The organism is Streptomyces sp. NPDC030143 (genome assembly GCF_055573695.1).
Window position 1 is genome coordinate 126,991 of record NZ_JBVIAY010000014.1, and the last position, 23,745, is coordinate 150,735.

21 protein-coding genes, 1 tRNA gene and 1 riboswitch are annotated in these 23,745 nt (G+C 71.4%); of the genes, 18 read left to right on the forward strand and 4 right to left on the reverse strand.

Features of this window, described 5'->3' with window-relative positions; genetic code table 11:
- Nucleotides 1–184: 184 nt before the first annotated feature.
- Complete coding sequence (locus tag ACZ4YY_RS23710; protein ID WP_468293526.1) at nt 185–373, reverse strand: antitoxin; 189 nt, start codon at nt 371–373, stop codon at nt 185–187.
- 258 nt (nt 374–631) lie between these two features.
- On the opposite strand from ACZ4YY_RS23710, the gene ACZ4YY_RS23715 reads away from it, so the two are divergent.
- The 3 genes from ACZ4YY_RS23715 (at nt 632) to ACZ4YY_RS23725 (ending at nt 2,762) form a co-directional block, all read left to right on the forward strand.
- Nucleotides 632–1,354, forward strand: a complete 723-nt coding sequence (locus tag ACZ4YY_RS23715) for an HNH endonuclease family protein (RefSeq protein ID WP_468293529.1) — start codon at nt 632–634, stop codon at nt 1,352–1,354.
- A gap of 239 nt (nt 1,355–1,593) precedes the next feature.
- Nucleotides 1,594–2,337, forward strand: coding sequence for a GNAT family N-acetyltransferase (locus ACZ4YY_RS23720; RefSeq protein ID WP_468293532.1), 744 nt, complete (start codon nt 1,594–1,596; stop codon nt 2,335–2,337).
- On the forward strand, nt 2,334–2,762 hold the full coding sequence (locus ACZ4YY_RS23725; protein ID WP_468293535.1) for a DUF6086 family protein: 429 nt from the start codon (nt 2,334–2,336) through the stop codon (nt 2,760–2,762). The genes ACZ4YY_RS23720 and ACZ4YY_RS23725 overlap by 4 nt, the downstream gene beginning before the upstream one ends.
- Nucleotides 2,763–2,879: 117 nt before the next feature.
- Here ACZ4YY_RS23725 and ACZ4YY_RS23730 read toward each other — a convergent pair whose 3' ends face one another.
- Nucleotides 2,880–3,275, reverse strand: a complete 396-nt coding sequence (locus ACZ4YY_RS23730) for a hypothetical protein (RefSeq protein WP_468293538.1) — start codon at nt 3,273–3,275, stop codon at nt 2,880–2,882.
- Nucleotides 3,276–3,516: 241 nt separating this feature from the next.
- On the opposite strand from ACZ4YY_RS23730, the gene ACZ4YY_RS23735 reads away from it, so the two are divergent.
- The 13 genes from ACZ4YY_RS23735 (at nt 3,517) to ACZ4YY_RS23795 (ending at nt 18,337) form a co-directional block, all read left to right on the forward strand.
- Nucleotides 3,517–4,347 (forward strand): glycoside hydrolase domain-containing protein, encoded by an 831-nt coding sequence (locus ACZ4YY_RS23735; RefSeq protein WP_468293541.1) that lies wholly within the window; start codon nt 3,517–3,519, stop codon nt 4,345–4,347.
- Between the two features lie 154 nt (nt 4,348–4,501).
- On the forward strand, nt 4,502–5,149 hold the full coding sequence (locus ACZ4YY_RS23740; RefSeq protein WP_468293544.1) for a SurA N-terminal domain-containing protein: 648 nt from the start codon (nt 4,502–4,504) through the stop codon (nt 5,147–5,149).
- A gap of 270 nt (nt 5,150–5,419) precedes the next feature.
- A complete protein-coding gene (locus ACZ4YY_RS23745) occupies nt 5,420–6,403 on the forward strand; it encodes a nucleoside triphosphate pyrophosphohydrolase (protein ID WP_468293546.1) in 984 nt (327 codons plus the stop codon).
- A gap of 18 nt (nt 6,404–6,421) precedes the next feature.
- Nucleotides 6,422–7,714, forward strand: a complete 1,293-nt coding sequence (locus tag ACZ4YY_RS23750) for a cytochrome P450 family protein (protein WP_468293548.1) — start codon at nt 6,422–6,424, stop codon at nt 7,712–7,714.
- A 144-nt stretch (nt 7,715–7,858) separates the two neighbouring features.
- On the forward strand, nt 7,859–8,893 hold the full coding sequence (locus ACZ4YY_RS23755; RefSeq protein ID WP_468293551.1) for a transglycosylase family protein: 1,035 nt from the start codon (nt 7,859–7,861) through the stop codon (nt 8,891–8,893).
- Between the two features lie 205 nt (nt 8,894–9,098).
- Nucleotides 9,099–9,267, forward strand: a riboswitch (cyclic di-AMP (ydaO/yuaA leader).
- A gap of 3 nt (nt 9,268–9,270) precedes the next feature.
- Nucleotides 9,271–9,978: a transglycosylase family protein gene (locus ACZ4YY_RS23760; RefSeq protein ID WP_468293554.1), complete on the forward strand. Its 708-nt coding sequence runs from the start codon at nt 9,271–9,273 to the stop codon at nt 9,976–9,978.
- 371 nt (nt 9,979–10,349) lie between these two features.
- The gene (gene eno, locus ACZ4YY_RS23765) at nt 10,350–11,630 is read left to right on the forward strand and encodes a phosphopyruvate hydratase (protein ID WP_468293557.1); all 1,281 of its coding nucleotides are present in this window, start codon (nt 10,350–10,352) and stop codon (nt 11,628–11,630) included.
- A gap of 115 nt (nt 11,631–11,745) precedes the next feature.
- Nucleotides 11,746–12,222, forward strand: coding sequence for an FtsB family cell division protein (locus tag ACZ4YY_RS23770; protein WP_468293560.1), 477 nt, complete (start codon nt 11,746–11,748; stop codon nt 12,220–12,222).
- 26 nt (nt 12,223–12,248) lie between these two features.
- Nucleotides 12,249–12,791 carry a DUF501 domain-containing protein gene (locus ACZ4YY_RS23775; RefSeq protein ID WP_468293563.1) on the forward strand — a complete coding sequence of 181 codons (543 nt, stop codon included), beginning with the start codon at nt 12,249–12,251 and terminating at the stop codon, nt 12,789–12,791.
- 218 nt (nt 12,792–13,009) lie between these two features.
- On the forward strand, nt 13,010–13,960 hold the full coding sequence (locus ACZ4YY_RS23780) for a Ppx/GppA phosphatase family protein (RefSeq protein ID WP_468293781.1): 951 nt from the start codon (nt 13,010–13,012) through the stop codon (nt 13,958–13,960).
- A gap of 644 nt (nt 13,961–14,604) precedes the next feature.
- Nucleotides 14,605–15,990, forward strand: a complete 1,386-nt coding sequence (locus ACZ4YY_RS23785) for an NAD(P)/FAD-dependent oxidoreductase (protein WP_468293566.1) — start codon at nt 14,605–14,607, stop codon at nt 15,988–15,990.
- 155 nt (nt 15,991–16,145) lie between these two features.
- A complete protein-coding gene (locus tag ACZ4YY_RS23790; protein ID WP_468293569.1) occupies nt 16,146–16,820 on the forward strand; it encodes a hypothetical protein in 675 nt (224 codons plus the stop codon).
- 227 nt (nt 16,821–17,047) lie between these two features.
- Entirely contained in the window at nt 17,048–18,337 is a 1,290-nt protein-coding gene (locus tag ACZ4YY_RS23795) for a class I SAM-dependent methyltransferase (RefSeq protein WP_468293572.1), read from the forward strand.
- A gap of 108 nt (nt 18,338–18,445) precedes the next feature.
- Here the strand turns inward: ACZ4YY_RS23795 and ACZ4YY_RS23800 are convergent, their stop codons facing one another.
- Together ACZ4YY_RS23800 and ACZ4YY_RS23805 are read right to left on the reverse strand one after the other, a co-directional pair.
- On the reverse strand, nt 18,446–20,977 hold the full coding sequence (locus tag ACZ4YY_RS23800) for an ABC transporter permease (protein ID WP_468293575.1): 2,532 nt from the start codon (nt 20,975–20,977) through the stop codon (nt 18,446–18,448).
- Between the two features lie 52 nt (nt 20,978–21,029).
- On the reverse strand, nt 21,030–21,800 hold the full coding sequence (locus ACZ4YY_RS23805; RefSeq protein WP_468293578.1) for an ABC transporter ATP-binding protein: 771 nt from the start codon (nt 21,798–21,800) through the stop codon (nt 21,030–21,032).
- 395 nt (nt 21,801–22,195) lie between these two features.
- Here ACZ4YY_RS23805 and ACZ4YY_RS23810 point away from each other — a divergent pair.
- Both ACZ4YY_RS23810 and ACZ4YY_RS23815 read left to right on the forward strand, forming a co-directional pair.
- Nucleotides 22,196–22,278 (forward strand) — tRNA-Leu (locus ACZ4YY_RS23810).
- Nucleotides 22,279–22,505: 227 nt separating this feature from the next.
- On the forward strand, nt 22,506–23,681 hold the full coding sequence (locus tag ACZ4YY_RS23815; protein WP_468293581.1) for a 4-hydroxybenzoate 3-monooxygenase: 1,176 nt from the start codon (nt 22,506–22,508) through the stop codon (nt 23,679–23,681).
- Nucleotides 23,682–23,745 lie beyond the last annotated feature (64 nt).

The window sequence follows — 23,745 nt, forward strand, 5'->3', positions numbered from 1 at the left end:
GTGACCACCGGGTCGCGGCGATCGGCTCGGGCCTGCTGCCGTCGGAGTCGACGCTGGGGTTCGGAGAGGTGTGACACCCGGTCACGGCACGGCGAAGCCGCCCGAGAGTGCACTGCGTCGCGGACGGCTTCCGATGCGCGACCGGTACGCGCGACCGGTCGTGGAGAGTCTCCCGGTCCCGGCGCTACTGCTGCTCGGGTGGCCGCTGCTCGTCGTCCATGCCGAGCCGCCGGTGCATCTGCTGCTGCCCGGAGTCGACCTGGGACTCGTACTTGTTGCCGGTCCTCTCGTTCACCTTCTGTTCCGCGGTGTCGGACACGTTCTTGGCCTTGCTTCGCCCCTGGTGGCTCTTGAACCTGTCGAAGATGCCCATCCCGAACTCCTTCCGGAGGTGGCTCCACACCGACGATATGCCTGGCTCACAACAGATGCCCACTTAGGCCCTTTATGGTCTGGACCTCCCGTCGCCCCCCACCCGCCACCGCCGCCCCCCACCCGCCACCGCTGGCCGCCCTCTGCCACCGCTGGCCGCCCTCTGCCACCGACCGCCCGCTCGCCTACGGTGTAGGCGGGTCCGGCAGGGGAATCCGCCCTGTGCCGGGTGGAAGCGGTCAGGCAAGGGGAGGGGCGCGTGAGGCGTCTGAGGGGCGGGGCGGCCGTGGCCGTCGTGGTGATGTGCGCCGTGACCGGCTGCACCGGCGAACAGGCCACCGGCACCGGATCCGCCGGTCCGGCCCGGACGACGGGCGGGGGAGCGGCCCTGGCGGCCGTCGACTCGCTGACGGTCAAGGGGCGCGCCCCCAGGACCGGGTACGACCGGGACAAGTTCGGCACCCCGTGGGCGGACACGGACTCCAACGACTGCGGCACCCGCGACGACATCCTCAAACGGGACCTGGAGGAGGTGAGGTTCACCGACGGCGTCTGCAAGGTGAGTTACGGGGTGTTGGAGCGGGATCCGTACTCCGGCAAGGAGGTGACCTTCCGGCGGGGCCGCAGCCAGGTCGACATCGACCACGTGGTCGCCCTGTCCGACGCCTGGCAGAAGGGCGCCAAGTACTGGGACGCCGGGAAGCGGATCGCCCTCGCCAACGACCCCCTCAACCTGCTGGCCGTCGACGCGAGCACCAACCGTTCCAAGGGGGACGGCGACACGGCGACGTGGCTGCCGCCCAACAAGGCCTACCGCTGCACGTACGTGGCGGCACAGGTCGCCGTGAAGAAGAAGTACGAACTCTGGGTCACCGCCGCGGAGAAGACGGCGATGCACAAGGTCCTCGCGTCCTGCCCCGACCAGAAACTCCCCACGGGCGGCACCCCGACGAAGGCCCCGGAACGCTTCCACGCGAACTGACCGCCACTTCCTGACCGAGCCCGCGCCGCCCGGTCCGCCACCTCCTGGCCGGGCCCGTGCCGCCCGGTCCGCCACCTCCTGGCCGGGCCCGTGCCGCCCGGTCCGCCGCTTCCCGGCCGAGCCCGCGCCGCCCGGTCCGCCGACCCGACCGGACCCCGGCTCATCACCCGGAACCGGCCGCCGGCTCACCGCCCCGAAATCCGTTTTCCGCCCACGGACCGGCCGCCTACGGTTGCCGCATGGAACTGAAGATCTCCTCCCTCGCCGCGCGGCCCGAGATGCTGGGGCCCGTGCTCGAGATGCCGGACAGCTGGCCGGAATTCACGACACAGGACCCGGTGGGCAACGCGCACTACGGGCGGATCCCGCTCGAGTTGCCGGAGTACGTGCTGTTCGCGGAGGACGACAAGGGTGAGGTCCTCGCGCACGCCTACAGTGTGCCGTTCGCCCTCGCAGCCGACGGCCGGGGTGAGCTGCCGGCCCGGGGCTGGGACCAGGTGCTCGTGTGGGCCTTCGCCGACCTGCGGAACGGGGTGCGGCCCGACACGGTCAGCGCGATCTCGATCGTCGTCGCCCCGCACGCCCAGGGCCGCGGCCTGTCCGCCATCATGCTCTCGGCGATGCGGGACAGCGCCCGTGCGCGGGGCTTCGCCGAGGTCGTCGCCCCGGTCCGCCCGAACGCCAAGCACCGCGAACCGCACACCCCCATCGAGGAGTACGCGCACCGGGTGCGGGAGGACGGGCTGCCCTACGACCCGTGGCTGCGGGTGCACGCACGGGCGGGGGCGAGCATCGCGCGGGTGGCGCCGGCGTCGATGACGGTGGCCGCCTCGCTGGAGGAGTGGCGCCGCTGGACGGGGCTGCCCTTCGACACGCAGGGGGACGTCGAGGTGCCCGGCGCGCTCGTGCCGGTGCGCTGCGAGCCGGAGCGTGACCACGCGGTGTACGTCGAGCCCAACGTGTGGATGCGCCACCCGTTGTGAGCTACATCTTCACCCTCGCGGAGACCGACGAGGACGTGTGGGAACCGGCTCTGGCCGTCGGTCAGTTGTTCATGGGCGGCGTCGAGGCCCTGAGTTCCCGCATCCTCGGGATGCCCAGCGGGCTCGACGACGTCTCGGGCGACTGGGTGATGGTCGATCCGGTGGAGTACGGGGCGTTCGTCGACGCGGCTCTCAAGCGGCGTGGTCGGACGACCCACTCGCAGTTCGTCATGATGCTGGACGGCGTGCTGCCCGTCATGATCATGCTGGCCGACCGGGCCGGCGCGTCGATCACCGCGACCACCCCGGCCGAGCGCGTGTATTTGGAGTGGGCCAGGGACGAGGACCGCGTCCTGCACGGACACGTCTGGGAGAACCACGACGGAAGCGTCACCGTCTGGAAGTCCGGGGCCGTCCGCGAGTGACCCCGCACGCCGGGCCGCCGCAGTGCGTTCTCGTCCCGCGGCCCCCGGATGCCGCGCCCCAGGGCCTCATCGCCCTTCGGTGTCCCGCGCCCCGGGCGCCCCCTGGCCTCTCCTCGTCTACCGCCCGTACGGGTACCCCTGCTGATACGGGTACGGCTGCCCGGTCCCGGCTCCCGCCGGGTACGTCGGCAGCTTCTTGTCGAACACCGCGAACAGCAGCATCCAGGTCGCCACCGCCAGCGACACCAGTACGGCGATGCCGAGGAACGGGTCGCCGTCGCCCTCGGACGTGATCAGCGCCCACGGCAGCGTCAGGACCTCGTACAGGGCGAACGCCGCGAAGGCGACCCAGTCCGAGGGCCGGCCGCGCCGGATCGCCACGTAGAGGAACGGCACCCACACCAGCAGGCCCAGCGCCCCCCACACCAGAGCCGCCCAGGCCAGCCGCTGGAACCAGCCGCCCTCCAGCCGCTTGTCCGGCCCCGCCGTCACACCCGTCGTGCCCATTGTCATGTCCCGCCCCCCACATCGTGCAGAGGGCAAGGGTAGGGCACGGGGGTCCATGCCGGACCCCTCTTTCTTTACTGGGACATGAGCGAATCTTGCGGCTTTGGGAGGCCTCCGTTTTCTGTTCACAGAGCCCTCCCGGGGTACGGTGCGATCCGCTTCGAGCGCCGTGCGGACACGCGAGCAGGCGAACGGCCCGGCGTACGAACGTCATCGACGGACAGATCAGGAGTGGGGTGGGGTGGGGATGGCCGAGCACCGGCAGTCCAGAAAGCGCAGATACATCACCTGGGGGGTGGCCGGCGCCGCCGTCGTCGCCGGCGCGGGGATCGCGGCACAGCAGTCCATGGCGGCCACCACCTGGCCCGCCCAGAAGACGTACACCGGCCGCGCCTTCGACACCTGCGCCGCGCCCTCCCTGGCCGCGATGAAGGCCTGGCGCACCAACGGCTACTACGGCGCCGCCGCCGTCTACATCGGCGGCAAGAACCGCGGCTGCGCCCAGCCGAACCTCACCGCCTCCTGGGTGAAGTCGGTCAACTCCGTCGGTTGGAAGCTCATCCCGCTCTACGTCGGCGCCCAGCCGCCCTGCCAGACCGGCTCCAGCCCCGAGAAGATCGCCGCCGCCACAGCCGCCTCCCAGGGCGCGCAGGACGCCGCCGACGCGGTCGCCAAGGCCGCCGCGCTCGGCATGAAGGCCGGCAGCCCCGTCTACCTCGACATGGAGCCGTACGACATCACCAACAAGGCGTGCAACGACGCCGTGCTGACGTACGTGCGTTCCTTCACCAAGACCCTGCGCGCCAAGGTCTACCGGGCCGGCTACTACGGCTTCTCCAGCTCCAGCGCCAAGGCGGTCGCCACCGCGACCAACAGGACGGACCTGCCGGGCAACCTCTGGTACGCGCTGTGGGACAAGCAGGAGACCACCACCGCGGACTGGCCGTGGGGCGCCACGCAGTACACCGATCACAGCCGCGGCCACCAGTACATGGTCAACAGCAAGGAGACCCGCGGCGGCTACACGATCACCGTGGACCGCAACGCCTGGGACGCCCCGGTCGCCATCATCGGCTGACCCGCGCGGCGACCCGAGGGGGCGAGAGGGCGCGGCGGTGCCCGAAGTCCCGGTGAATCGTTGGTCGAATGGGTTGGCCACAGCCGCACCACTGCCTACCATCGATCACCGCAAGACTTTGTGCACCGCCGCACAATCTCCTCGGGAGGCTTCCTTGCACCGCCGACGCCGTCGCACCGCGCTCCTGCTGTCCGCCGCGATCGTGGCGGCCCCTCTCCTCACCGCTTGCGGAAACGATGCGCATCCGGGCGCCGCGGCCGTCGTCGGCGGCCAGCGGATCACCGTCTCGCAGCTGGAGAACCGGGTGAACGAGGTGCGCGCCGCCCAGCGCGCGGCCGTCCCCGACGACACCCAGTACGCGCAGGCCATCGCCCAGACCGGCACCCTCACCCGCGACACCCTGCACGGCATGGTGCTGGACAGGGTGCTGCACCGCGCCGCCGAGGACGCCGGGGTCACCGTCTCGCGCCGGGAGGTGCAGGAGATGCGGGCCGGCCTGGAGCAGCAGGCGGGCGGCGCGAAGGGCCTGGAGACGGTCTGGCTCCAGCAGTACGGCATCCCGCCGCAGCGCCTCGACGAGAACCTCCACCTCCAGCTGGAGGCCCAGAAACTCGCCGCGGCGCTCGGCACGGACACCAGCCAGCCGGCCTTCTGGGCGGCCCTGTCCAAGGCGTCCACGGCCCTCGGCGTCGACCTCAACCCGCGCTACGGCGCCTGGGACGTGAAGAAGGTCAGCCGCGTCGACGCGCAGACCCCGTGGGTCCGCGACGTCACGACGACGGGCTCCCGGCAACCGGCGTGACCCCGCCGTCCGGCGCCCACCCGGGGTAACCCCGCCGCCCGGCGCCCACCGGGCGTGATCCCGCCCTCCGGCGCCCACCCGGCGTGACCCTGTCCGCCGGGTGGTGTCGGACGTGACGCACACCGGGGGCTCCGCCCGTCGTTGAGCCGCCCACCGGCTCCCCGTCCGCCGGCTCCTCGCCCTTCGAGCCCCCGAGCCCTGCGCCTCCACGCCACCCCCGCCCGCCGGACGGCTGATCGCGCTGTCCGTGGTGTGGGTTACGTTCGAGGTGTGAACGATGTGACCGTACCCACCGCGTCCGCCACAGGCCGAGTCGTCCTGCTCACGACCAGCCACCGCGTGGCGCCCGGCCTGCTGTCCTGGCCCGCCTGGCAGGCGCTGCGCACCGCCGACCGCGTCCTGTGCGCGGACGGCGCGCACCCCCAGTTGCCGTACCTGCGGGAGGCGGGGATACCGGTCGAGGAGTCCTCCCCGACGGCGGAGGACCTGATCGCCGGCTGCGTCGGGGGCCGCACGGTGGTGGTCGTGGCGACCGGTGAGGGCGAACCCGCGCTCACGGACGGCCTGGCCCGTCTCGCCGGCTCCGGCCGGGTCTCCCTGCCGGAGCTCGAGCTGCTGCCCGCCTCCTACGACCTCCCCGGCGCCCGTCTCCTCGACCTCGTCCAGGTCATGGACCGCATCCGCGCCGAGTGCCCGTGGTCCTCCCGCCAGACCCACAAGGGCCTGGCGAAGTACGCGGTGGAGGAGTCGTACGAACTGGTCGAGGCGATCGAGGACGGCGACCGCGACGAGCTGAGGGAGGAGCTGGGCGACGTCCTGCTCCAGGTCGTCTTCCACGCGCGGATCGCCGAGGAGGACGAGGAGTCGCCGTTCTCCGTCGACGACGTGGCGGCGACGATCGTCGCCAAGCTCGTCCACCGCCACCCCCATGTCTTCGGCGAGGCCACGGCCACCACGCCCGAGGAGGTGAAGGAGCACTGGCTGCGCACCAAGGCGGCCGAGAAGCGGCGCGAGTCCGTCACGGACGGCGTCCCCCTGCACCAGCCGGGACTGGCCCTCGCCGCGAAGCTCGCCTCACGGGTGCGCACCGCAGGTCTCGACGTACCGCTGCCGGCCGCCGAGGGCATCGGCTACGAGCTGCTGGCCCTCGCGGCCCGCGCGGAGGCGGAGGGTGTCGACCCGGAGGCTGCGCTGCGGGCGGCGGCCCGCGCCTACCGGGACGCGATCCGGGGTGTGGAGGGGCTCGCGGAGTAGTGCGGATACGGTCAGGGGGTGACGGACCAGCCCACCCCCGACGGCACCGCCCCCGAACTCTTCACCTGGGAGTTCGCCACCGACCCCTACCCCGCCTACGCGTGGCTGCGCGAGCACGCCCCCGTGCACCGCACGCGACTGCCCAGCGGTGTGGAGGCCTGGCTGGTCACCCGGTACGCCGACGCCAAGCAGGCCCTCGCCGACCAGCGGCTCAGCAAGAATCCCGCGCACCACTCCGAGCCCGCGCACGCCAAGGGCAAGACGGGCATTCCCGGTGAGCGCAAGGCGGAGCTGATGACGCACCTGCTGAACATCGACCCGCCGGACCACACCAGGCTCCGACGGCTCGTCAGCAAGGCCTTCACGCCGCGCCGGGTCGCCGAGTTCACCCCCCGCGTCCAGGAACTGACGGACCAGCTGATCGACCGGTTCGCCGAACGGGGCAGTGCCGACCTCATCCACGACTTCGCCTTCCCGCTCCCCATCTACGCCATCTGCGACCTCCTCGGCGTCCCCCGCGAGGACCAGGACGACTTCCGCGACTGGGCGGGAATGATGATCCGGCACGGCGGCGGGCCGCGCGGAGGTGTCGCGCGCTCGGTGAAGAAGATGCGCGGCTACCTGTCGGAACTCATCCACCGCAAGCGCGAGTCCCTGCCCGCCGAACCCGCCCCCGGCGAGGACCTCATCTCGGGCCTCATCCGCGCCTCCGACCACGGCGAGCACCTCACCGAGAACGAGGCCGCCGCCATGGCCTTCATCCTGCTGTTCGCCGGCTTCGAGACGACCGTCAACCTCATCGGCAACGGCACCTACGCCCTGCTCACCCACCCCGATGAACGTCGCCGCCTCCAGGACGCGCTGAGCGCCGGCGACCGCGCCCTCCTGGAGTCCGGGGTCGAGGAACTCCTGCGCTACGACGGACCGGTGGAGCTGGCCACCTGGCGGTTCGCCACCCGCCCGCTGACCCTCGGCGGTCAGGACATCGCCCCCGGTGACCCCGTCCTGGTCGTGCTGGCCGCCGCCGACCGCGACCCGGAGCGCTTCGCCGACCCGGACGTCCTCGACCTCTCCCGCCGTGACAACCAGCACCTCGGCTACGGCCACGGCATCCACTACTGCCTGGGCGCACCGCTGGCCCGGCTGGAGGGTCGGACCGCCCTCGCGACCCTGCTCACCCGGCTGCCCGACCTGCGACTCGCCGCCGATCCGGCCGACTTGAGGTGGCGTGGGGGGCTCATCATGCGTGGGCTGCGCACGCTGCCGGTGGAGTTCAGCCCCGTATGTGCCCGTTCGGCGAAGCAAGGGTGACCGAACCTCAACTCTGTGATCTTCACGTGATCTGCGCGGCATTAACTTGTGACAAGTGATCGTCTGCCTATACGTTCACTCGTCAACGCGGCGGGGAAGCATCAGCCGTCGCGCGGGCACTGCTGTCTCGAGAAAGGCCCCCGCATGCTCTCCGGGAACGGTCGTCACCGTCGCCCCCGTCAGGCCCCGGCCCTCCTCGTCGCGGTCGGCGTGACCGGCTCGGCCATCGCCATCCCGCTGCTCGGCGCCTCCGGCGCGAGCGCCGCCGACGGCACGGTGTGGGACAAGGTGGCGGAGTGCGAGACCGGCGGCTCCTGGAGCGCCAACGACGGCAACGGCGAGTTCGGCGGCCTGGCCCTGAGCCAGGAGGACTGGGAGGCCTACGGCGGCCTCGACTACGCCTCGCGCCCCGATCTGGCGAGCCGCAACCAGCAGATCGCGGTCGCCCAGAAGGTCCTGGCGGACCAGGGGATCGGCGCGTGGGGCACCTGCGGGCTGACGTCCGGGCTCAGCAAGGAGTCCGGCTCGGGGAGCGTCGACACCGGTGTGCCGGACGCCACGTCCGACTCGCCTGTCTCGTCCGGCTTGTCCGACCTGTCCAGAGGCTCGTCCGGCTCGTCGAACCCCTCAGGAGTCTCCGACTCCGCGAAGGGGTCGGGCGCGTCCGCCGACCCGTCCGCCGAATCCTCCACGGATGCCGGCAACTCAACGGATACGCCGTCGTCGTCCCCTTCGTCCCCTTCCTCCCCCTCCGGAGTGGACGACTCCGCCGCACCGGGCACCTCCGAGGGCTCCGGGGCGAGCGGTTCACAGGGGACCGGCAGCTCGCCGACAGCGACCCCCGGAACGGACGAGTCAGACAACTCGGGGCAGAGTGCCGGTTCTTGGAGCCTCGTCGACACGGGTTCCCTCGGCGCCGGCCGCCACCGCGGCGCCACCGCGGACGAGGGTGCGGCCGACGGCGCCGCCACCGCCCCCTCCGGCCGGCACGCCGCCAACACCCTGGACGGCGCGGCGAGCGCCTACACCGTCCAGCCCGGCGACTCGCTCGTGTCCATCGCCGACTCCCTTGAGCTCGACGGCGGATGGCGTGCGCTCTACTCCGCGAACCAGGACGTCATCGGCGCCGACCCGGGCGACATCGTCCCCGGTCAGACCCTGGACACGGGCGTCGAATAGGGCGGAAACCCCGCGAAAAACAGCGGGAGTTCACGTCATGGTTCGCGCTGAATGTCCGGTTTGGCGAAAGTGTGGGATGAGTCTCAGAAGCCCTGATCGTCTTTGAAATTCCGCCGATCGCGTGTCTACGGTCGTGACCGCTCGGCAATCCGAGCCCCGGCTGCCGCAACGCCGAATCCTGCCAGCGGCCGCCCGGGAACAGTCGTCGCGTCAAGCGCCGTAGGCAGGAGCGGGGGACCCAAGGTAAGCGCCGGCCCCGGCAGTTGATGCCGGATCCGGCTAGGGGTGAAGCCACGCCTCCCAGGAGGAGTGGCCGGGCAACTCAACCGGCCCGAACCCGACAGCTCACCTCGCAGGCGTCGGTGAGGGGATCCACCATGCTGTTTTCCGGCAAGGGCAAGCACCGTCGTCCGTCCAAGGCCACTCGCGCCATCGCCATCGCCGGTGTCACCGGTGCCGCCGTCGCCGCCCCGCTGATGGCGGCCGGCAACGCCTCCGCCGCCACCGCCTCCGAGTGGGACGCGGTCGCCCAGTGCGAGTCCGGCGGCAACTGGTCCATCAACACCGGCAACGGCTACTACGGCGGTCTTCAGTTCTCGGCCTCCACCTGGGCCGCGTACGGCGGCACGCAGTACGCCTCCACCGCCGACAAGGCCACCAAGTCGCAGCAGATCGAGATCGCCGAGAAGGTCCTCGCGGGCCAGGGCAAGGGTGCCTGGCCGGTCTGCGGCGTGGGCCTGTCCGGCGCCGCGTACAACGGCGGCGGCACCTCCTCGTCGTCCTCGTCCTCCTCGTCGTCCTCCGGCGACTCCTCGGACAGCGGCTCCCGCTCCACCGAGCAGCAGAGCGCCTCCCGCTCCGCCGAGCGCCCGGCCACGAAGTCCCAGAAGACCGTCACCACGCCGACCGGCAAGAAGGTCAAGAAGGGCGACGGCGAGTACAAGGTCGTCAAGGGCGACACCCTCAGCTCCATCGCCGGCAAGCAGAAGGTCGAGGGCGGCTGGGAGAAGCTGTTCCAGCTGAACAAGGACATCGTCGAGGACGCCGACCTCATCTACCCGGGTCAGCAGCTTCACCTGAAGTGACACCCGGCTCCCAGGACGGCCACAGCCCCCTCACAGCCGAGGTCCGCACACTGAGGACCTCGTGAGGGTCCCCCCGTCCCCACGGGCTCCCCGCCCCGGTGCGTTCTCCCCCGTACGCACCGGGGCGGGGTTTTCTCTTCCCCGGCCTCTCCCGGCGGCGACCCCGCCCGCCCCCCGGATTTCGCCCAATCGTCGCCCTCCCTCTTTGTTCCGGACGGGAACAATGTGTACCGTCAGGCTGTCCACGGGACGGTCGGTCGGCTGCCGACGGCCCGGGGGCGGTTAGGCTCTAGTCGCAAGGCTCCGCAAGGGTCCGTCACGACCCCTCGGGCCCCGCACTACCAGCGTCACATCCCAAGAAGGAGATGCTCGTGCCGTCCATCGACGTCGTCGTAGCCCGGGAAATCCTGGACTCCCGAGGCAACCCCACGGTCGAGGTCGAGGTCGGCCTCGACGACGGCAGCACGGGTCGTGCCGCCGTCCCGTCCGGCGCCTCCACCGGCGCCTTCGAGGCCGTCGAGCTCCGCGACGGCGACCCGAACCGCTACCTCGGCAAGGGTGTCGAGAAGGCCGTCCTCGCCGTCATCGAGCAGATCGGCCCGGAGCTGGTCGGCTACGACGCCACCGAGCAGCGCCTGATCGACCAGGCCATGTTCGACCTGGACGCCACCGACAACAAGGGCTCCCTCGGCGCCAACGCCATCCTCGGCGTCTCCCTCGCCGTCGCCCACGCCGCCTCCGAGGCCAGCGACCTCCCGCTCTTCCGCTACCTGGGCGGCCCGAACGCGCACCTGCTCCCGGTGCCGATGATGAACATCCTGAACGGCGGCTCGCACGCCGACACCAACGTGGACATCCAGGAGTTCATGATCGCCCCGATCGGCGCGGAGTCCTTCTCCGAGGCCCTGCGTTGGGGCGCCGAGGTCTACCACACCCTCAAGAAGGTGCTGAAGCGCAAGGGCCTGAACACCGGCCTCGGCGACGAGGGCGGCTTCGCCCCGAACCTGGACTCCAACCGCGCCGCCCTCGACCTCATCCTCGAGGCCGTCAAGGAAGCCGGCTACACCCCCGGCGAGCAGATCGCCCTGGCGCTCGACGTCGCCGCCTCCGAGTTCTACAAGGACGGCGTGTACGTCTTCGAGGGCAAGGAGCGCACCGCCGCCGAGATGACCGACTACTACGCCGAGCTCGTCGACGCGTACCCGCTGGTCTCCATCGAGGACCCGCTGTTCGAGGACGACTGGGACGGCTGGAAGACCATCACCGAGCGCCTCGGCGACAAGGTCCAGCTCGTCGGTGACGACCTGTTCGTCACCAACCCCGAGCGCCTCGCCCGCGGTATCGAGGAGGGCGCCGCCAACGCGCTGCTCGTCAAGGTCAACCAGATCGGCTCGCTCACCGAGACCCTGGACGCCGTCGAGCTGGCCCAGCGCAACGGCTTCAAGTGCATGATGTCCCACCGTTCCGGCGAGACCGAGGACGTCACCATCGCCGACCTCGCCGTCGCGGTGAACTGCGGTCAGATCAAGACCGGTGCCCCGGCCCGCTCGGACCGCGTCGCCAAGTACAACCAGCTGCTGCGCATTGAGGAGATCCTCGACGACGCCGCGGTCTACGCCGGCCGCAGCGCCTTCCCGCGCTTCAAGGGCTGACACCTGGTGAGGTGACCCTCCGGGTCACGGCTTGGCCAGTCGTACGTACGTCCCCGTACTCGGTCCCGTACCGTGTCCGGGGACGTACGCACGTGTGAGACGGAAGGCGGGAAACATGCCCGTGAGGGACCGGGACCGTTTCTCCACCGCGACCAGGATCAGGCTGCTCGGCGAGCAGACGGCGGCCCGCGTCTACCGTTCCCAGACCAAGCGCCAGGCCCGCCGCTCCCGCCTCACCGGCCGTGCCGCCCTCCTCGCGCTCGTCCTGTGCTCGATGATCGTGGCCCTGGCCTACCCGATGCGCCAGTACGTCTCCCAGCGCGCCGAGATCGCCGATCTGCAGCGCGAGCGGGAGCAGGCCCGCGAGCGGGTGGAGCAACTGCGCGACCTCAAGGCGCGCTGGCAGGACGACGCGTACGCCGAGCAGCAGATCCGGCAGCGGCTGCACTACGTGATGCCGGGGGAGACGGGATTCATCGTCGTCGACCCGGACGCGGCCAAGCAGGCCCGCACCGACCTGGGGGCCGCCGACCGCCCCTGGTACTCGAACGTCTGGGACGGGGTCGACAAGTCCGACGCCTCCGACCAGTGAACCGACAGAGAGACACTCCCCGAAGCATGGAAACCCCTCCGCCGACCACCCCGCGCACCGAGCCCACCGACGCGGACGTCGAGGCCTTCAAGCAGCAGCTCGGGCGTCCCCCGCGCGGTCTGCGCGCGATCGCCCACCGCTGCCCGTGCGGCCAGCCGGACGTCGTCGAGACGGCGCCCCGCCTGCCCGACGGCACCCCCTTCCCCACGCTGTACTACCTGACGTGCCCGAAGGCGAACTCCGCCATCGGCACGCTGGAGGCCGACGGCGTGATGAAGGAGATGACGGAGCGCCTCCAGCAGGACCCGGAGCTGGCCGCCGCCTACCGGGCCGCGCACGAGGACTACGTCCGGCGGCGGGACGAGATCGAGGAGCTCAGGAACTTCCCCAGCGCCGGCGGCATGCCGGACCGTGTGAAGTGCCTGCACGTCCTGGTCGCCCACTCGCTGGCCGCCGGCCCCGGCGTGAACCCCCTCGGCGACGAGGCGCTCGCGATGCTGCCGGAGTGGTGGCGCAAGGGGACGTGTGTCACGCGCGGCACGGAGGAGTCACCGTCCACGGGCGGGTGACAGTCCGCGGGGTATGACCGTCCGAGGAGAAGCGGCCGTCGGCCCAGCCCCGCCGGTGCGGTCCCCGCCACGGGGCCGCCCGCCGGTGCGGGACCGCCACGCGGCCGCTGCCCCGGACCTCCGCTTCGGCCCTCAACGGGCCTCGTCCTCGCACGCCGGACGGACTGGATACTGCCGACCGGCGCCGCAAAGCTCACCTGATGACAGAAGGGCCCGCCATGACCCGCGTCGCCGCCATCGACTGCGGTACGAACTCCATCCGGCTTCTTGTCGCCGACGCCGACCCGGCCACGGGCCGACTGGTCGAGCGGGACCGCCGGATGACGATCGTCCGCCTCGGCCAGGGGGTCGACCGCACCGGCCGTCTCGCACCCGAGGCGCTGGAGCGGACCTTCGCCGCCTGCCGGGAGTACGCGGCCGTCATCGAGGAACACGGCGTCGAGCGCCTGCGTTTCGTCGCCACCTCCGCCTCCCGGGACGCGGAGAACCGCGACGTGTTCGTGCGCGGGGTGCTGGACATCCTGGGCGTCGAGCCCGAGGTCATCTCCGGCGACCAGGAGGCCGAGTTCTCCTTCACCGGCGCCACGCGGGAACTGACGGGCCGGGACGACCTCCCCAGGCCCTACCTCGTGGTCGACATCGGCGGCGGCTCGACCGAGTTCGTCGTCGGCGACGACCACGTGCGCGCGGCGCGCTCGGTCGACGTCGGCTGCGTGCGGATGACCGAGCGGCACCTGGTCGTGGACGGGGTGGTCACCGACCCGCCCACCGCCGAGCAGATCACGGCGATGCGGGCCGACATCGAGGCCGCCCTAGACCTCGCGGAGCGGACCGTGCCGCTGCGCGAGGCGCACACGCTGGTCGGCCTCGCGGGCTCGGTCACGACGATCTCCGCGATCGCGCAGAAGCTGCCGGAGTACGACTCCGATGCCATCCACCACTCCCGGGTCTCCCGCGAGCGCGTCCACGAGATCACCGAATGGCTGCTGCGCTCCACGCACGCCGAACGCGCGGCCGTCCCCTCGATGCACCCGGGCCGGGTGGACGTCATCGCCGCGGGCGCCCTCGTCCTGCTCGCGATCATGGAGCGGATCGGCGCGCGGGAGGTCGTGGTGAGCGAGCACGACATCCTGGACGGGATCGCTTGGAGTTGCGCGTCCACCGAGTGACCCTCGTGGGCGGTCTTCGACCGCACCGCTCATCGCGCGGCGGGCCGGGAGCGCTGAGGGGAGGGCAGGCGGCGGGGCGTCCCACATCGCGGTGGACGTCCCGCCGGTCGCGGCGGTACCGGTCGTCACCGAGTGCGGTCAGGGCGGTGAGGATGCGCACGGCGTCGGGACGGCTGACGGACCCGGGCTGCCGCTGCGCCGCGGGCCGGGCAGCACTCCGCTGAGCAGTGTGGACAACGCATGAGCGCACCGCAGGGGCCTTTGCGGGCCCCTCGTCACGGCCCGGGCGACGCCCCGTCGGAAAAGTTCGTGAAGTTCTTCACAAGGAATTCGGCCCTGGCGGAGGACGGGAACGCTCCGGTTGACCCTTCCGGGCCCCCGACGCCCGTGTGAACGTGTTCAAAAGCGGAGTGCGGGGACGTTTCGCGGGGGTGCCGCACCGGGGTGTCCGGCGCCCCTCACCCCGGCCCTCATCGCCCGGAGAGGCAGCTCACGCGGCATTGACAACGGGGTGGGGGAGGCACAGGTTCCCGTTTCGCGCCATGACGTGGATCACGCGGGCGGCGGAGGATAGCACACCCTCTGGAAGAGCTTGTGAAGGGGCGCACGAGCGACCCCCCCGAGCCGGGTGGATACTCGATGGCATGAGCACCACGGAGCGTCCCAGGATCCTCGTAGTAGGCGGTGGGTACGTAGGCCTGTACGCAGCTCGGCGCATTCTGAAGAAGATGCGCTACGGCGAGGCGACCGTCACGGTCGTCGACCCCCGGTCGTACATGACCTACCAGCCCTTCCTCCCCGAAACCGCCGCCGGCAACATCTCCCCGCGCCACGTCGTCGTCCCGCTGCGACGCGTGCTGCCCAAGGCGGAGGTCCTCACCGGCCGGGTCACCACCATCGACCAGGACCGCAAGGTCGCCACGATCGCCCCGCTGGTCGGCGAGGCGTACGAGCTGCCCTTCGACTACCTGGTGATCGCGCTCGGCGCGGTCTCCCGCACCTTCCCGATCCCCGGCCTCGCCGAGCAGGGCATCGGCATGAAGGGCATCGAGGAGGCCATCGGCCTGCGCAACCACGTCCTCGAGCAGCTGGACAAGGCCGACTCCACCAACGACGAGGAGATCCGCCGCAAGGCGCTCACCTTCGTCTTCATCGGCGGTGGCTTCGCGGGCGCGGAAACCGTCGGCGAGGTCGAGGACATGGCCCGCGACGCGGCCAAGTACTACAAGAACGTGTCCCGCGAGGACATGCGCTTCATCCTGGTCGACGCCGCCGACAAGATCCTCCCCGAGGTCGGCCCCAAGCTCGGCCAGTACGGCAAGGAGCACCTGGAGAGCCGCGGCGTGGAGATCTACCTCTCCACCTCGATGGACTCCTGCGTCGACGGCCACGTGGTGCTGAAGAACGGCCTGGAGGTCGACTCCAGCACCATCGTGTGGACGGCCGGCGTCAAGCCGAACCCGGTCCTGGCCCGCTACGGCCTCCCGCTGGGCCCGCGCGGTCACGTCGACACGGCCGCCACCCTCCAGGTGCAGGGCACCGACTACATCTGGGCCGCCGGCGACAACGCCCAGGTCCCGGACCTCGCCGGCCGCAAGGCGGGCAACGAGAACGCCTGGTGCCCGCCGAACGCCCAGCACGCCCTGCGTCAGGCCAGGGTCCTCGGCGACAACGTGATCTCCGGAATGCGGGGCTTCCCGCAGAAGGAGTACGCGCACTCCAACAAGGGCGCGGTGGCCGGTCTCGGCCTGCACAAGGGCGTGGCGATGATCGTCATGGGCAAGATGAAGATCAAGCTCAAGGGCCGTCTCGCCTGGTACATGCACCGTGGCTACCACGGTCTGGCCATGCCGACGTGGAACCGCAAGATCCGCGTCTTCGCCGACTGGACCCTCGGCATGTTCCTCAAGCGTGAGGTCGTCGCCCTCGGCGCCCTGGAGTCCCCGCGCGAGGAGTTCTACGAGGCCGCCAAGCCGGCCCCGGTGGCCGCCAAGCCGGCCAAGACGGAGGAAAAGGCCAAGGCCTCCTGACCTCCGCCGACCGAACGACGCCCGAAGGGGCCGCCCGCCATCCGTGGTGCGGGCGGCCCCTTCGGCGTGGACGGGCCGGGGCGCGGTCGATCTGAGTACGTCTCTGAGTACCGGCGCCCACGCCCCGCCACCGCCCGTCATGATCGAGTGGGGCCATGACGACACCGCACGTTCCGCACCTCCCCCAGCAGCCCCCGTCCCCGCCCGTCGCCGGGTTCCCGCCGCCGCCCGCCCCCGGCGGGCCGGGGCGTCGGTGGCGGGGGCCGGTGGGTGTGGTCGTGGCGTTGGTGCTGCTCGTGGCCGGTGCGGGGCTCGTCGCCTGGCGGATGACGGACGGCGGGGACGACGGGCCGCTGGCGGGGCGGCCACGGGTGCAGGACACCACCGCCGGCATCTCGTACGCCCTTCCCGAGGGGTGGAAGCGCGCGGACGGTGATCTGCTCGACGCGTTCACCTCCTCGATCTCGCACGGGGGCGAGTCCGCCGCCGACGACAGCGGGAGCGTCGTCCTCGCGGGGCGGGGCGGCGCCGTGGCGGAGTCCGACCTGCGGGCGTCCACCGAGGCATGGGCCCGTTCGAACGCCGAGTTCTTCTACCCCGACGGCGACTCCACCCCGCAGGAGTCCGAAGCCCGCACGGTCGACGGGCGTCCGGCGCACACCGTGGTCCTGAAGGTGTCCGACGGCGAGGGAGGGGCGGGGCACCTGCGGATGACCGTCGTCGCCGTGGACGACAGCCGCTCGGCCTTCCTCCTCGGTGTCGCGCAGCCGGGCGGGCCCGAGGCGCGGCGGATCGTGGACGCCGTGCTGGACAGCGCCACCCTTCTGTGACCGGCGGGGGGACGGCGGCGACCGGCTGAGAGCCGTCGGGCGCACGGACCGCGACCCGCTGTGACAGGCGGGGTGCGCCGGGGGCTGTGATCTGCCGGGCGCGTGGGCGGTCGGCGTGCGCCCTCATTTTGCCCGTTCATAACGGCTGTGGGGGACTGGAATCGGGTACGTTCCGTGTTTACGTGGTGACAGGACATTCCGGGATCACCGTCACGGAGGTGTGCACCATGGCCGACGCCGCGTCGCGGCTCCATGCCCTCGTCGAACAGTTGCTGGGAGCCCCGTTCCCGGTGCGTGTCCGCGCCTGGGACGGTTCCCAGGCGGGACCTCCCGACGCACCCGCCCTGGTCGTGCGCAACCGCAGGGCGCTGCGCCGACTGCTGTTCAAACCCGGTGAACTGGGCCTGGCCCGCGCCTGGGTGGCCGGCGACCTGGAGATCGAGGGGGACCTCTACACCGTCCTCGACCGGCTGGCCGGCCTGGTCTGGGAGCGCGGCGAGGACGCCCGCACCCTCGCCGAGGCCCTCCGCGACCCCGACTTCCGCCGGGCGGTCGCCGGACTGCTGAGGCTCGCCGGCCCCCCGCTGCCGCCCGCCCCGCCCCGCGAGGAGGTGCGCCGAGGCCGCCCCGTGCACACCCGCCGCACCGACAGACGGGCCGTCAGCCACCACTACGACGTCGGCAACGACTTCTACGAGATCGTCCTCGGCCCGTCCATGGTGTACTCCTGCGCCTACTGGGAGTCCCCGGACGACACGCTCGAGGCCGCCCAGCGCGACAAGCTCGAACTCGTCTGCCGCAAGCTCGCCCTGACCCCCGGCCGGCGCCTGCTCGACGTCGGCTGCGGCTGGGGCTCGATGGCGATCCACGCGGCCCGGGACCACGGCGTGAGCGTCGTCGGCATCACCCTCTCCCAGGAGCAGGCGACCTACGCCCGCAAGCGCGTCGCCGACGAGGGGCTGACCGACCGGGTCGAGATCCGCGTCCAGGACTACCGGGACGTCTCCGACGGGCCGTACGACGCGATCTCCTCCATCGGGATGGCCGAGCACGTCGGCGCCGAGCGGTACCTGGAGTACGCGAAGGTCCTGCACGACCTCCTGCGGCCCGGCGGACGACTGCTGAACCACCAGATCGCCCGCCGTCCCCAGCGCGACGAAACCACCTACCGCATCGACGCGTTCATCGACGCCTACGTCTTCCCCGACGGCGAGCTGGCCCCCGTCGGCACCACCGTCACCCAGTTGGAGCGGGCGGGCTTCGAGGTCCGCGACGTGGAGGCGATCCGCGAGCACTACGCCCTCACCCTGCGCCGCTGGGTCGACCGGCTGGAGGCCGACTGGGACCGGGCCGTGCACCTGACAGGCCCCGGCCGGGCCCGTGTCTGGCGGCTGTACATGGCCGCCTCGGCCCTCGGCTTCGAACGCAACCACATCGGCGTCAACCAGGTCCTCGCCGTCCGCACCCCCGGTGCCGGGGCGTCGGGTCTGCCGCTGCGCGCCCGCACCTGGAACTGACGGCGCCCGACCGGTACGCCGAGGGCCCCGGAACCGCGTGAGCGGACTTCCGGGGCCCTCGGGGCCGGGCCGCGTCGCGCTCCGGCCGCGGCCCGCCTGCGCGCCGCCCTACTCCGACTTGATGGCCGTGAGCATGTTCAGCTTCGCCGCCCGCCGCGCCGGCCACAGCGCCGCCAGGACGCCCACACAGGCCGCCAGCAGCAGGAAGACGGCCATCCGGGCCCACGGCAGGACCAGCTCGTACGTCGGCATCGCCGTGCCGATGAGCTCGCCGGCCGCCCAGCCGAAGAACACGCCGAGCCCGATGCCGAGCACCCCGCCGAACAGGCAGATCACCAGCGACTCCAGCCGCACCATCCGCTTGACCGACCTGCGGTCCAGGCCGATGGCGCGCAGCATGCCGATCTCCTGGGAGCGCTCGAACACCGACATCGCCAGGGTGTTGATGACACCGAGCACCGCGACGATCACGGCCATCGCGAGCAGCCCGTACAGCATGTTCAGCATCAGCGTGAACATCTGCGCGATCTCGTTGGAGAGGTCCTGCCTGCTCTGGACCTTGATGGCCGGGTTGGAGCCGAGGGCCTTCTCCAGCTTGTCCTTGGTCGCGTCGGACGCGCCGCCGGACGTCTTGACCATGACGTTCATGTCGGTCGGGTCGGTCAGGTGCGGGGTCAGGGTGGCGTTGTCGAGGAGGATGCCCTGGAGCAGCTCGTTGCCCTCGTAGACCGCGGAGACCGTCAGCCGCTCCTTCTTGCCGTCCTCGAACGACGCCGTGAAGGACGAACCGGCCTTCCAGCCGAGGCTCTTGGCGGTGCGGGTGTCGACGACGACCCGGGCGCCGCCGATCTCGAACGTACCGTTGTCGACCTTGAGGTCGGTCAGTCGGCCGATCGCCGAGCCGGTCACGCCGGTGAGGTACTCGGTCGTCTTCCCGTCGACGCGGGCCGGCGCGTTGCGCATCGGGCTGGTGAGGGTCACCCCGGCGGTCTCCCGGAGTGTGCGGTCGACGTCGGGGGAGAGGTAGGTGCCGTTCGCCATCGACACGACGTAGTCGGCCTTGATCGCGGCCGAGGCCATCTTGTCGATGGACTTCTGCACGCTGCCCGCCATCACCGTCATGCCGGTGATCAGGGTCAGGCCGATCATCAGGGCGGAGGCCGTGGCGGCCGTACGGCGCGGGTTGCGCACCGAGTTCTGCCGGGCCAGCTTCCCGGACACCCCGAACACCCGCAGCACGGGCGCCGCGGCGGCGATCAGCGGACGCGACAGCAGCGGCGTCAGGATGAACACGCCGATGATCAGCAGCACCGCGCCGAGTCCCATCGGGGCCTGGCCGTCGGAGCCGCTCATCGTCGTGGCGGCGAGGACCACGGCGACGCCGGCGGCCGAGAACAGGGCGCCGAGGGTGTTGCGCAGCACCAGCGACCGGGTGGTCGCGCGGGCGTGGACGCTGCTCATCGCGGCGACCGGCGGGATCTTCGCGGCCCGTCGGCCCGGCAGCCAGGCCGCCAGCATGGTGATGACGACGCCGACCCCTAGGGCGGCGGCGACCGTGCCGGGCGAGATCACCAGCGGGCCGTCGGGAACGGTCGCGTCGAAGGTGCCCATCAGCGACCTGAGGCCGGCGCCGATGCCGACGCCCGTGACCAGACCGGTCACGCCGGCCACCGTGCCGACGACGAACGCCTCGATCAGCACCGAGCGGGTGACCTGCCGGCGGGAGGCGCCGACGGCGCGCAGCAGCGCCAGTTCCCTGGTGCGCTGGGCGACCAGCATGGTGAAGGTGTTGGCGATGATGAAGGTGCCGACGAAGAGCGCGATGCCGGCGAACACCAGCAGGCCCTGCTTCATCCCGCTCATCTGGGACGAGATCATCTCCGCCTGTTCGTCGGCGAGTTGCCGGCCGGTGGTGGTCTCGACGAGGTCGGCGGGCAGGGCCTTGTCGAGTGCGGCCTTCAGCGCGGTCTGGGAGGTGCCCGCGGCGGCCTTCACGGCGATCTCGTCGTACACGCCGGGCTTGCCGAACAGCTTCTGCGCGGTGGCGGTGTCGAACAGGGCGAGGCTGCCGCCGGCGGCGACGTTGCCGTCGTCGGTGGTGAAGATGCCGCTGATCCTCGGGGTGAGGACCGGGCCGTCGACCGAGATGCGGACGGTGTCGCCGACCGCGTAGCCGGCCCGCCGCGCGGTCTCGGAGTCGATGGCCACCTGGCCGGCGCCGTGCGGGGCGGAACCCTCCTTCAGCGGGTACCGGGGGTCCTTGTCGCCCCAGTAGTTGCCGCCCTGCGACCGGAAGCCGCCGCCGATGAGCTTGCCGTCCTTGTCGGCGATCGCGGTGAAGCCGCCGACGACGCCGACGGCGGACGCGGCGCCGGGCACCTTCGCGCTGTCGTCGAGCAGGGCCCGGGTCAGCTCGGGGACCTTGCCGATGCGGTCGCCCTCGTCGTCCTGGTACTCGGGCGTCACGGCGACGTCGACCTGGTCGAAGCCCTTGGCGGAGCTCTTCTGGTAGGCGTCGGAGATGGTGTTGGTGAAGACCAGGGTCCCCGACACGAAGGCCACGCCGAGCATCACGGCGAGCACGGTCATCAGGAGCCGGGCCTTGTGCGCGAGTACGTTGCGCAAGGCGGTACGGAACATGGGTTCTTTTCTTCTCAGTCCGGTTCTCGGATCCGTCGGTCCTGACGGGAGATCAGCTGGTGCGGCCCTTGGCGTCGAACCGCTTCATCCGGTCCAGCACCGAGTCGGCGGTCGGCCCGTAGACCTCGTCGACGATCCGGCCGTCCGCGAGGAAGACCACCCGGTCCGCGTACGCCGCGGCGACCGGGTCGTGGGTCACCATCACCACCGTCTGCCCCAGCTCCCGTACGGAGTTGCGCAGGAAGCCCAGCACTTCGGCGCCCGAGCGGGAGTCGAGGTTCCCGGTGGGCTCGTCGCCGAAGATGATCTCCGGCTTGGCGGCGAGGGCGCGGGCCACGGCGACGCGCTGCTGCTGGCCGCCGGAGAGCTGGGAGGGCCGGTGGCCGAGCCGGTCCGCGAGGCCCACCATCCGGATGACCGAGTCCAGCCACTGCTTGTCCGGCTTGCGGCCCGCGATGTCCATCGGGAGGGTGATGTTCTCCAGCGCGGTCAGCGTCGGCAGCAGGTTGAACGCCTGGAAGATGAACCCGATCTTGTCCCGGCGCAACTTGGTGAGCTGCTTGTCCTTCAGGGAGCCCAGCTCGGTGTCGCCTATCCGCACGGAACCGGAGGAGAAGGTGTCCAGGCCGGCCACGCAGTGCATCAGGGTGGACTTGCCGGAGCCGGAGGGGCCCATGATCGCGGTGAACTCCGCCTGGCGGAAGTCGACGGAGACCTGGTCCAGGGCGACCACCCGGGTCTCGCCCTGTCCGTAGATCTTCGACAGGTCCGTGGCACGTGCGGCCACGGCGGTGGTCCGGTCGGCGAGGGGGCTGGTGGTCACGGGTGATGCTCCTGTCGACGGCGGCGTGTCCCCGGTTCGGGGGACAGGAACCATCGTCCCGGCCGTCCGCCGCCGTGTAGTCAGTCGCAGTTCCGGTTCCGAAGGCAGACTTCGGGGGGACGGGGGGCCGCCGTGTCATACCAGGGGATGACGGCCGCCCCTGAGAGACCGTTCGTCAAGAACCGGTGGAGCACCCTCGTTCGGGCGGTGAAATTCCGTCATTCCGCATGCGTGACCGGCTGCCGCACGCGAGGCTATTGGCAAGTGCGGATGGCCAGTTCCCGGGGCTGATGCTCCCTCAGACGTCAATAAAATAAGACAACATCGGTCCGTTCTTCGGCTGTTCGGGGGACGCGCCCCGATAGGGTCGAATCTCGATGCGGAGCCCATGGCCTGCCCGGATGGTGGAATGCAGACACGGCGAGCTTAAACCTCGCTGCCCCTCGCGGGCGTACCGGTTCAAGTCCGGTTCCGGGCACCTCCGACCCTCGCGGGTTCGTTGCACCCTCCATTGAGTCCTTGACCTCCGGCGGCCCGACCGTTGACACCCGATGAACGCGGGCGCAGACTCACATCCCATCGTAGTGAAGAAAACTTCACCACGCGAACATCCGGGAACGCCCGCCCACGTCCGCGAACACTCTCTGTTGGCTACCGCTCTGCGCACACCGCGCGGCACTGACGCCCGTCTGAAGGGAACGCCCGATGCGCACCACCGTCGGCATCATCGGCGCCGGCCCCGCCGGCCTCCTCCTCGCCCGCCTCCTCCACGAGTCCGGCGTCGACTCCGTCGTCCTGGAGAGCCGCGACCGGGCCTACGTCGAGCACCGGCAGCGGGCCGGGATCCTCGAGCAGGGCACGGTGGACGTGCTGCGCGCGGCCGGGGCCGGGGAGCGCATGGACCGCGAGGGGCTGCGCCACGACGGCATCGAGCTGCGCTACGACCGCAGGCGTCACCGCGTCGACTTCCCCGCCCTCACCGGCGGCCGGTCCGTGACGGTCTACGCCCAGACGGAGGTCTGCAAGGACCTCATCGCCCTCCGGCTTCAGGACGGCGGCCCGCTGCTGTTCGAGGCGGAGGCGCTGGCGGTGGAGGGCGCGGACACCGACAGCCCGCGCGTCCGCTTCCGGCACGAGGGCGCCGAGGACGTCCTGGAGTGCGACTACGTCGCCGGCTGCGACGGCTTCTGGGGCGTCGCCCGCCGGGCGATCCCCGCCGAGCTGACCCGCGTCTTCGAACGCACGTACCCCTTCGGCTGGCTCGGCATCCTCGCCGACGTGCCGCCCTCGCACGACGAGCTGGTCTACGCCCGCCACGACCGCGGCTTCGCCCTGCTGTCCATGCGCTCCCCGTCCGTCTCCCGCCTCTACCTCCAGGTCCCCGAGGGCACCGACGCCGAGGCCTGGAGCGACGAGGAGATCTGGGACGAGCTGGAGCGCCGCTTCGAGACGGCCGACGACTGGCGCCTCGAGCGCGGCCCGATCACCCAGAAGTCGGTCACCCCCATGCGCTCCTACGTCCACGAGCCGATGCGCCACGGCCGGCTCTTCCTCGCCGGCGACGCCGCCCACATCGTGCCGCCGACCGGAGCGAAGGGCCTGAACCTGGCCGTCGGCGACGTCGTCACCCTCGCGCACGCCCTGGTCCACGAGAAGGAGACCGGGTCGCCCGAACTGCTGGACGCCTACTCGAGGACCTGCCTGCGGCGCGTCTGGCAGGCCGAGCGGTTCAGCTACGACATGACGACCCTCCTGCACCGGGCCCCCGACGCCACCCCCTTCGAGGACCGCCTCCAGCTCGCCCGGCTGGAGCGCATCGCCTCCTCCCGGGCCGCGGAGACCGACCTGGCCGAGGCGTACACCGGGTTCCCGTTCGGGTGAGGGCGGGCACGGGAGGATGACGGGGCCGGATGATCTCCGACCGGTTCCGGGCGGGTACCGGGTT

Bases quoted from the DNA above. Each gene is read 5' to 3' on its own strand.
- ACZ4YY_RS23710 (WP_468293526.1), bottom strand. From the start codon at position 373: ATGGGCATCTTCGACAGGTTCAAGAGCCACCAGGGGCGAAGCAAGGCC.
- ACZ4YY_RS23720 (WP_468293532.1), top strand. From the start codon at position 1,594: ATGGAACTGAAGATCTCCTCCCTCGCCGCGCGGCCCGAGATGCTGGGG.
- ACZ4YY_RS23730 (WP_468293538.1), bottom strand. From the start codon at position 3,275: ATGACAATGGGCACGACGGGTGTGACGGCGGGGCCGGACAAGCGGCTG.
- ACZ4YY_RS23735 (WP_468293541.1), top strand. From the start codon at position 3,517: ATGGCCGAGCACCGGCAGTCCAGAAAGCGCAGATACATCACCTGGGGG.
- ACZ4YY_RS23755 (WP_468293551.1), top strand. From the start codon at position 7,859: ATGCTCTCCGGGAACGGTCGTCACCGTCGCCCCCGTCAGGCCCCGGCC.
- ACZ4YY_RS23760 (WP_468293554.1), top strand. From the start codon at position 9,271: ATGCTGTTTTCCGGCAAGGGCAAGCACCGTCGTCCGTCCAAGGCCACT.
- ACZ4YY_RS23770 (WP_468293560.1), top strand. From the start codon at position 11,746: ATGCCCGTGAGGGACCGGGACCGTTTCTCCACCGCGACCAGGATCAGG.
- ACZ4YY_RS23775 (WP_468293563.1), top strand. From the start codon at position 12,249: ATGGAAACCCCTCCGCCGACCACCCCGCGCACCGAGCCCACCGACGCG.
- ACZ4YY_RS23780 (WP_468293781.1), top strand. From the start codon at position 13,010: ATGACCCGCGTCGCCGCCATCGACTGCGGTACGAACTCCATCCGGCTT.
- ACZ4YY_RS23785 (WP_468293566.1), top strand. From the start codon at position 14,605: ATGAGCACCACGGAGCGTCCCAGGATCCTCGTAGTAGGCGGTGGGTAC.
- ACZ4YY_RS23790 (WP_468293569.1), top strand. From the start codon at position 16,146: ATGACGACACCGCACGTTCCGCACCTCCCCCAGCAGCCCCCGTCCCCG.
- ACZ4YY_RS23795 (WP_468293572.1), top strand. From the start codon at position 17,048: ATGGCCGACGCCGCGTCGCGGCTCCATGCCCTCGTCGAACAGTTGCTG.
- ACZ4YY_RS23800 (WP_468293575.1), bottom strand. From the start codon at position 20,977: ATGTTCCGTACCGCCTTGCGCAACGTACTCGCGCACAAGGCCCGGCTC.
- ACZ4YY_RS23815 (WP_468293581.1), top strand. From the start codon at position 22,506: ATGCGCACCACCGTCGGCATCATCGGCGCCGGCCCCGCCGGCCTCCTC.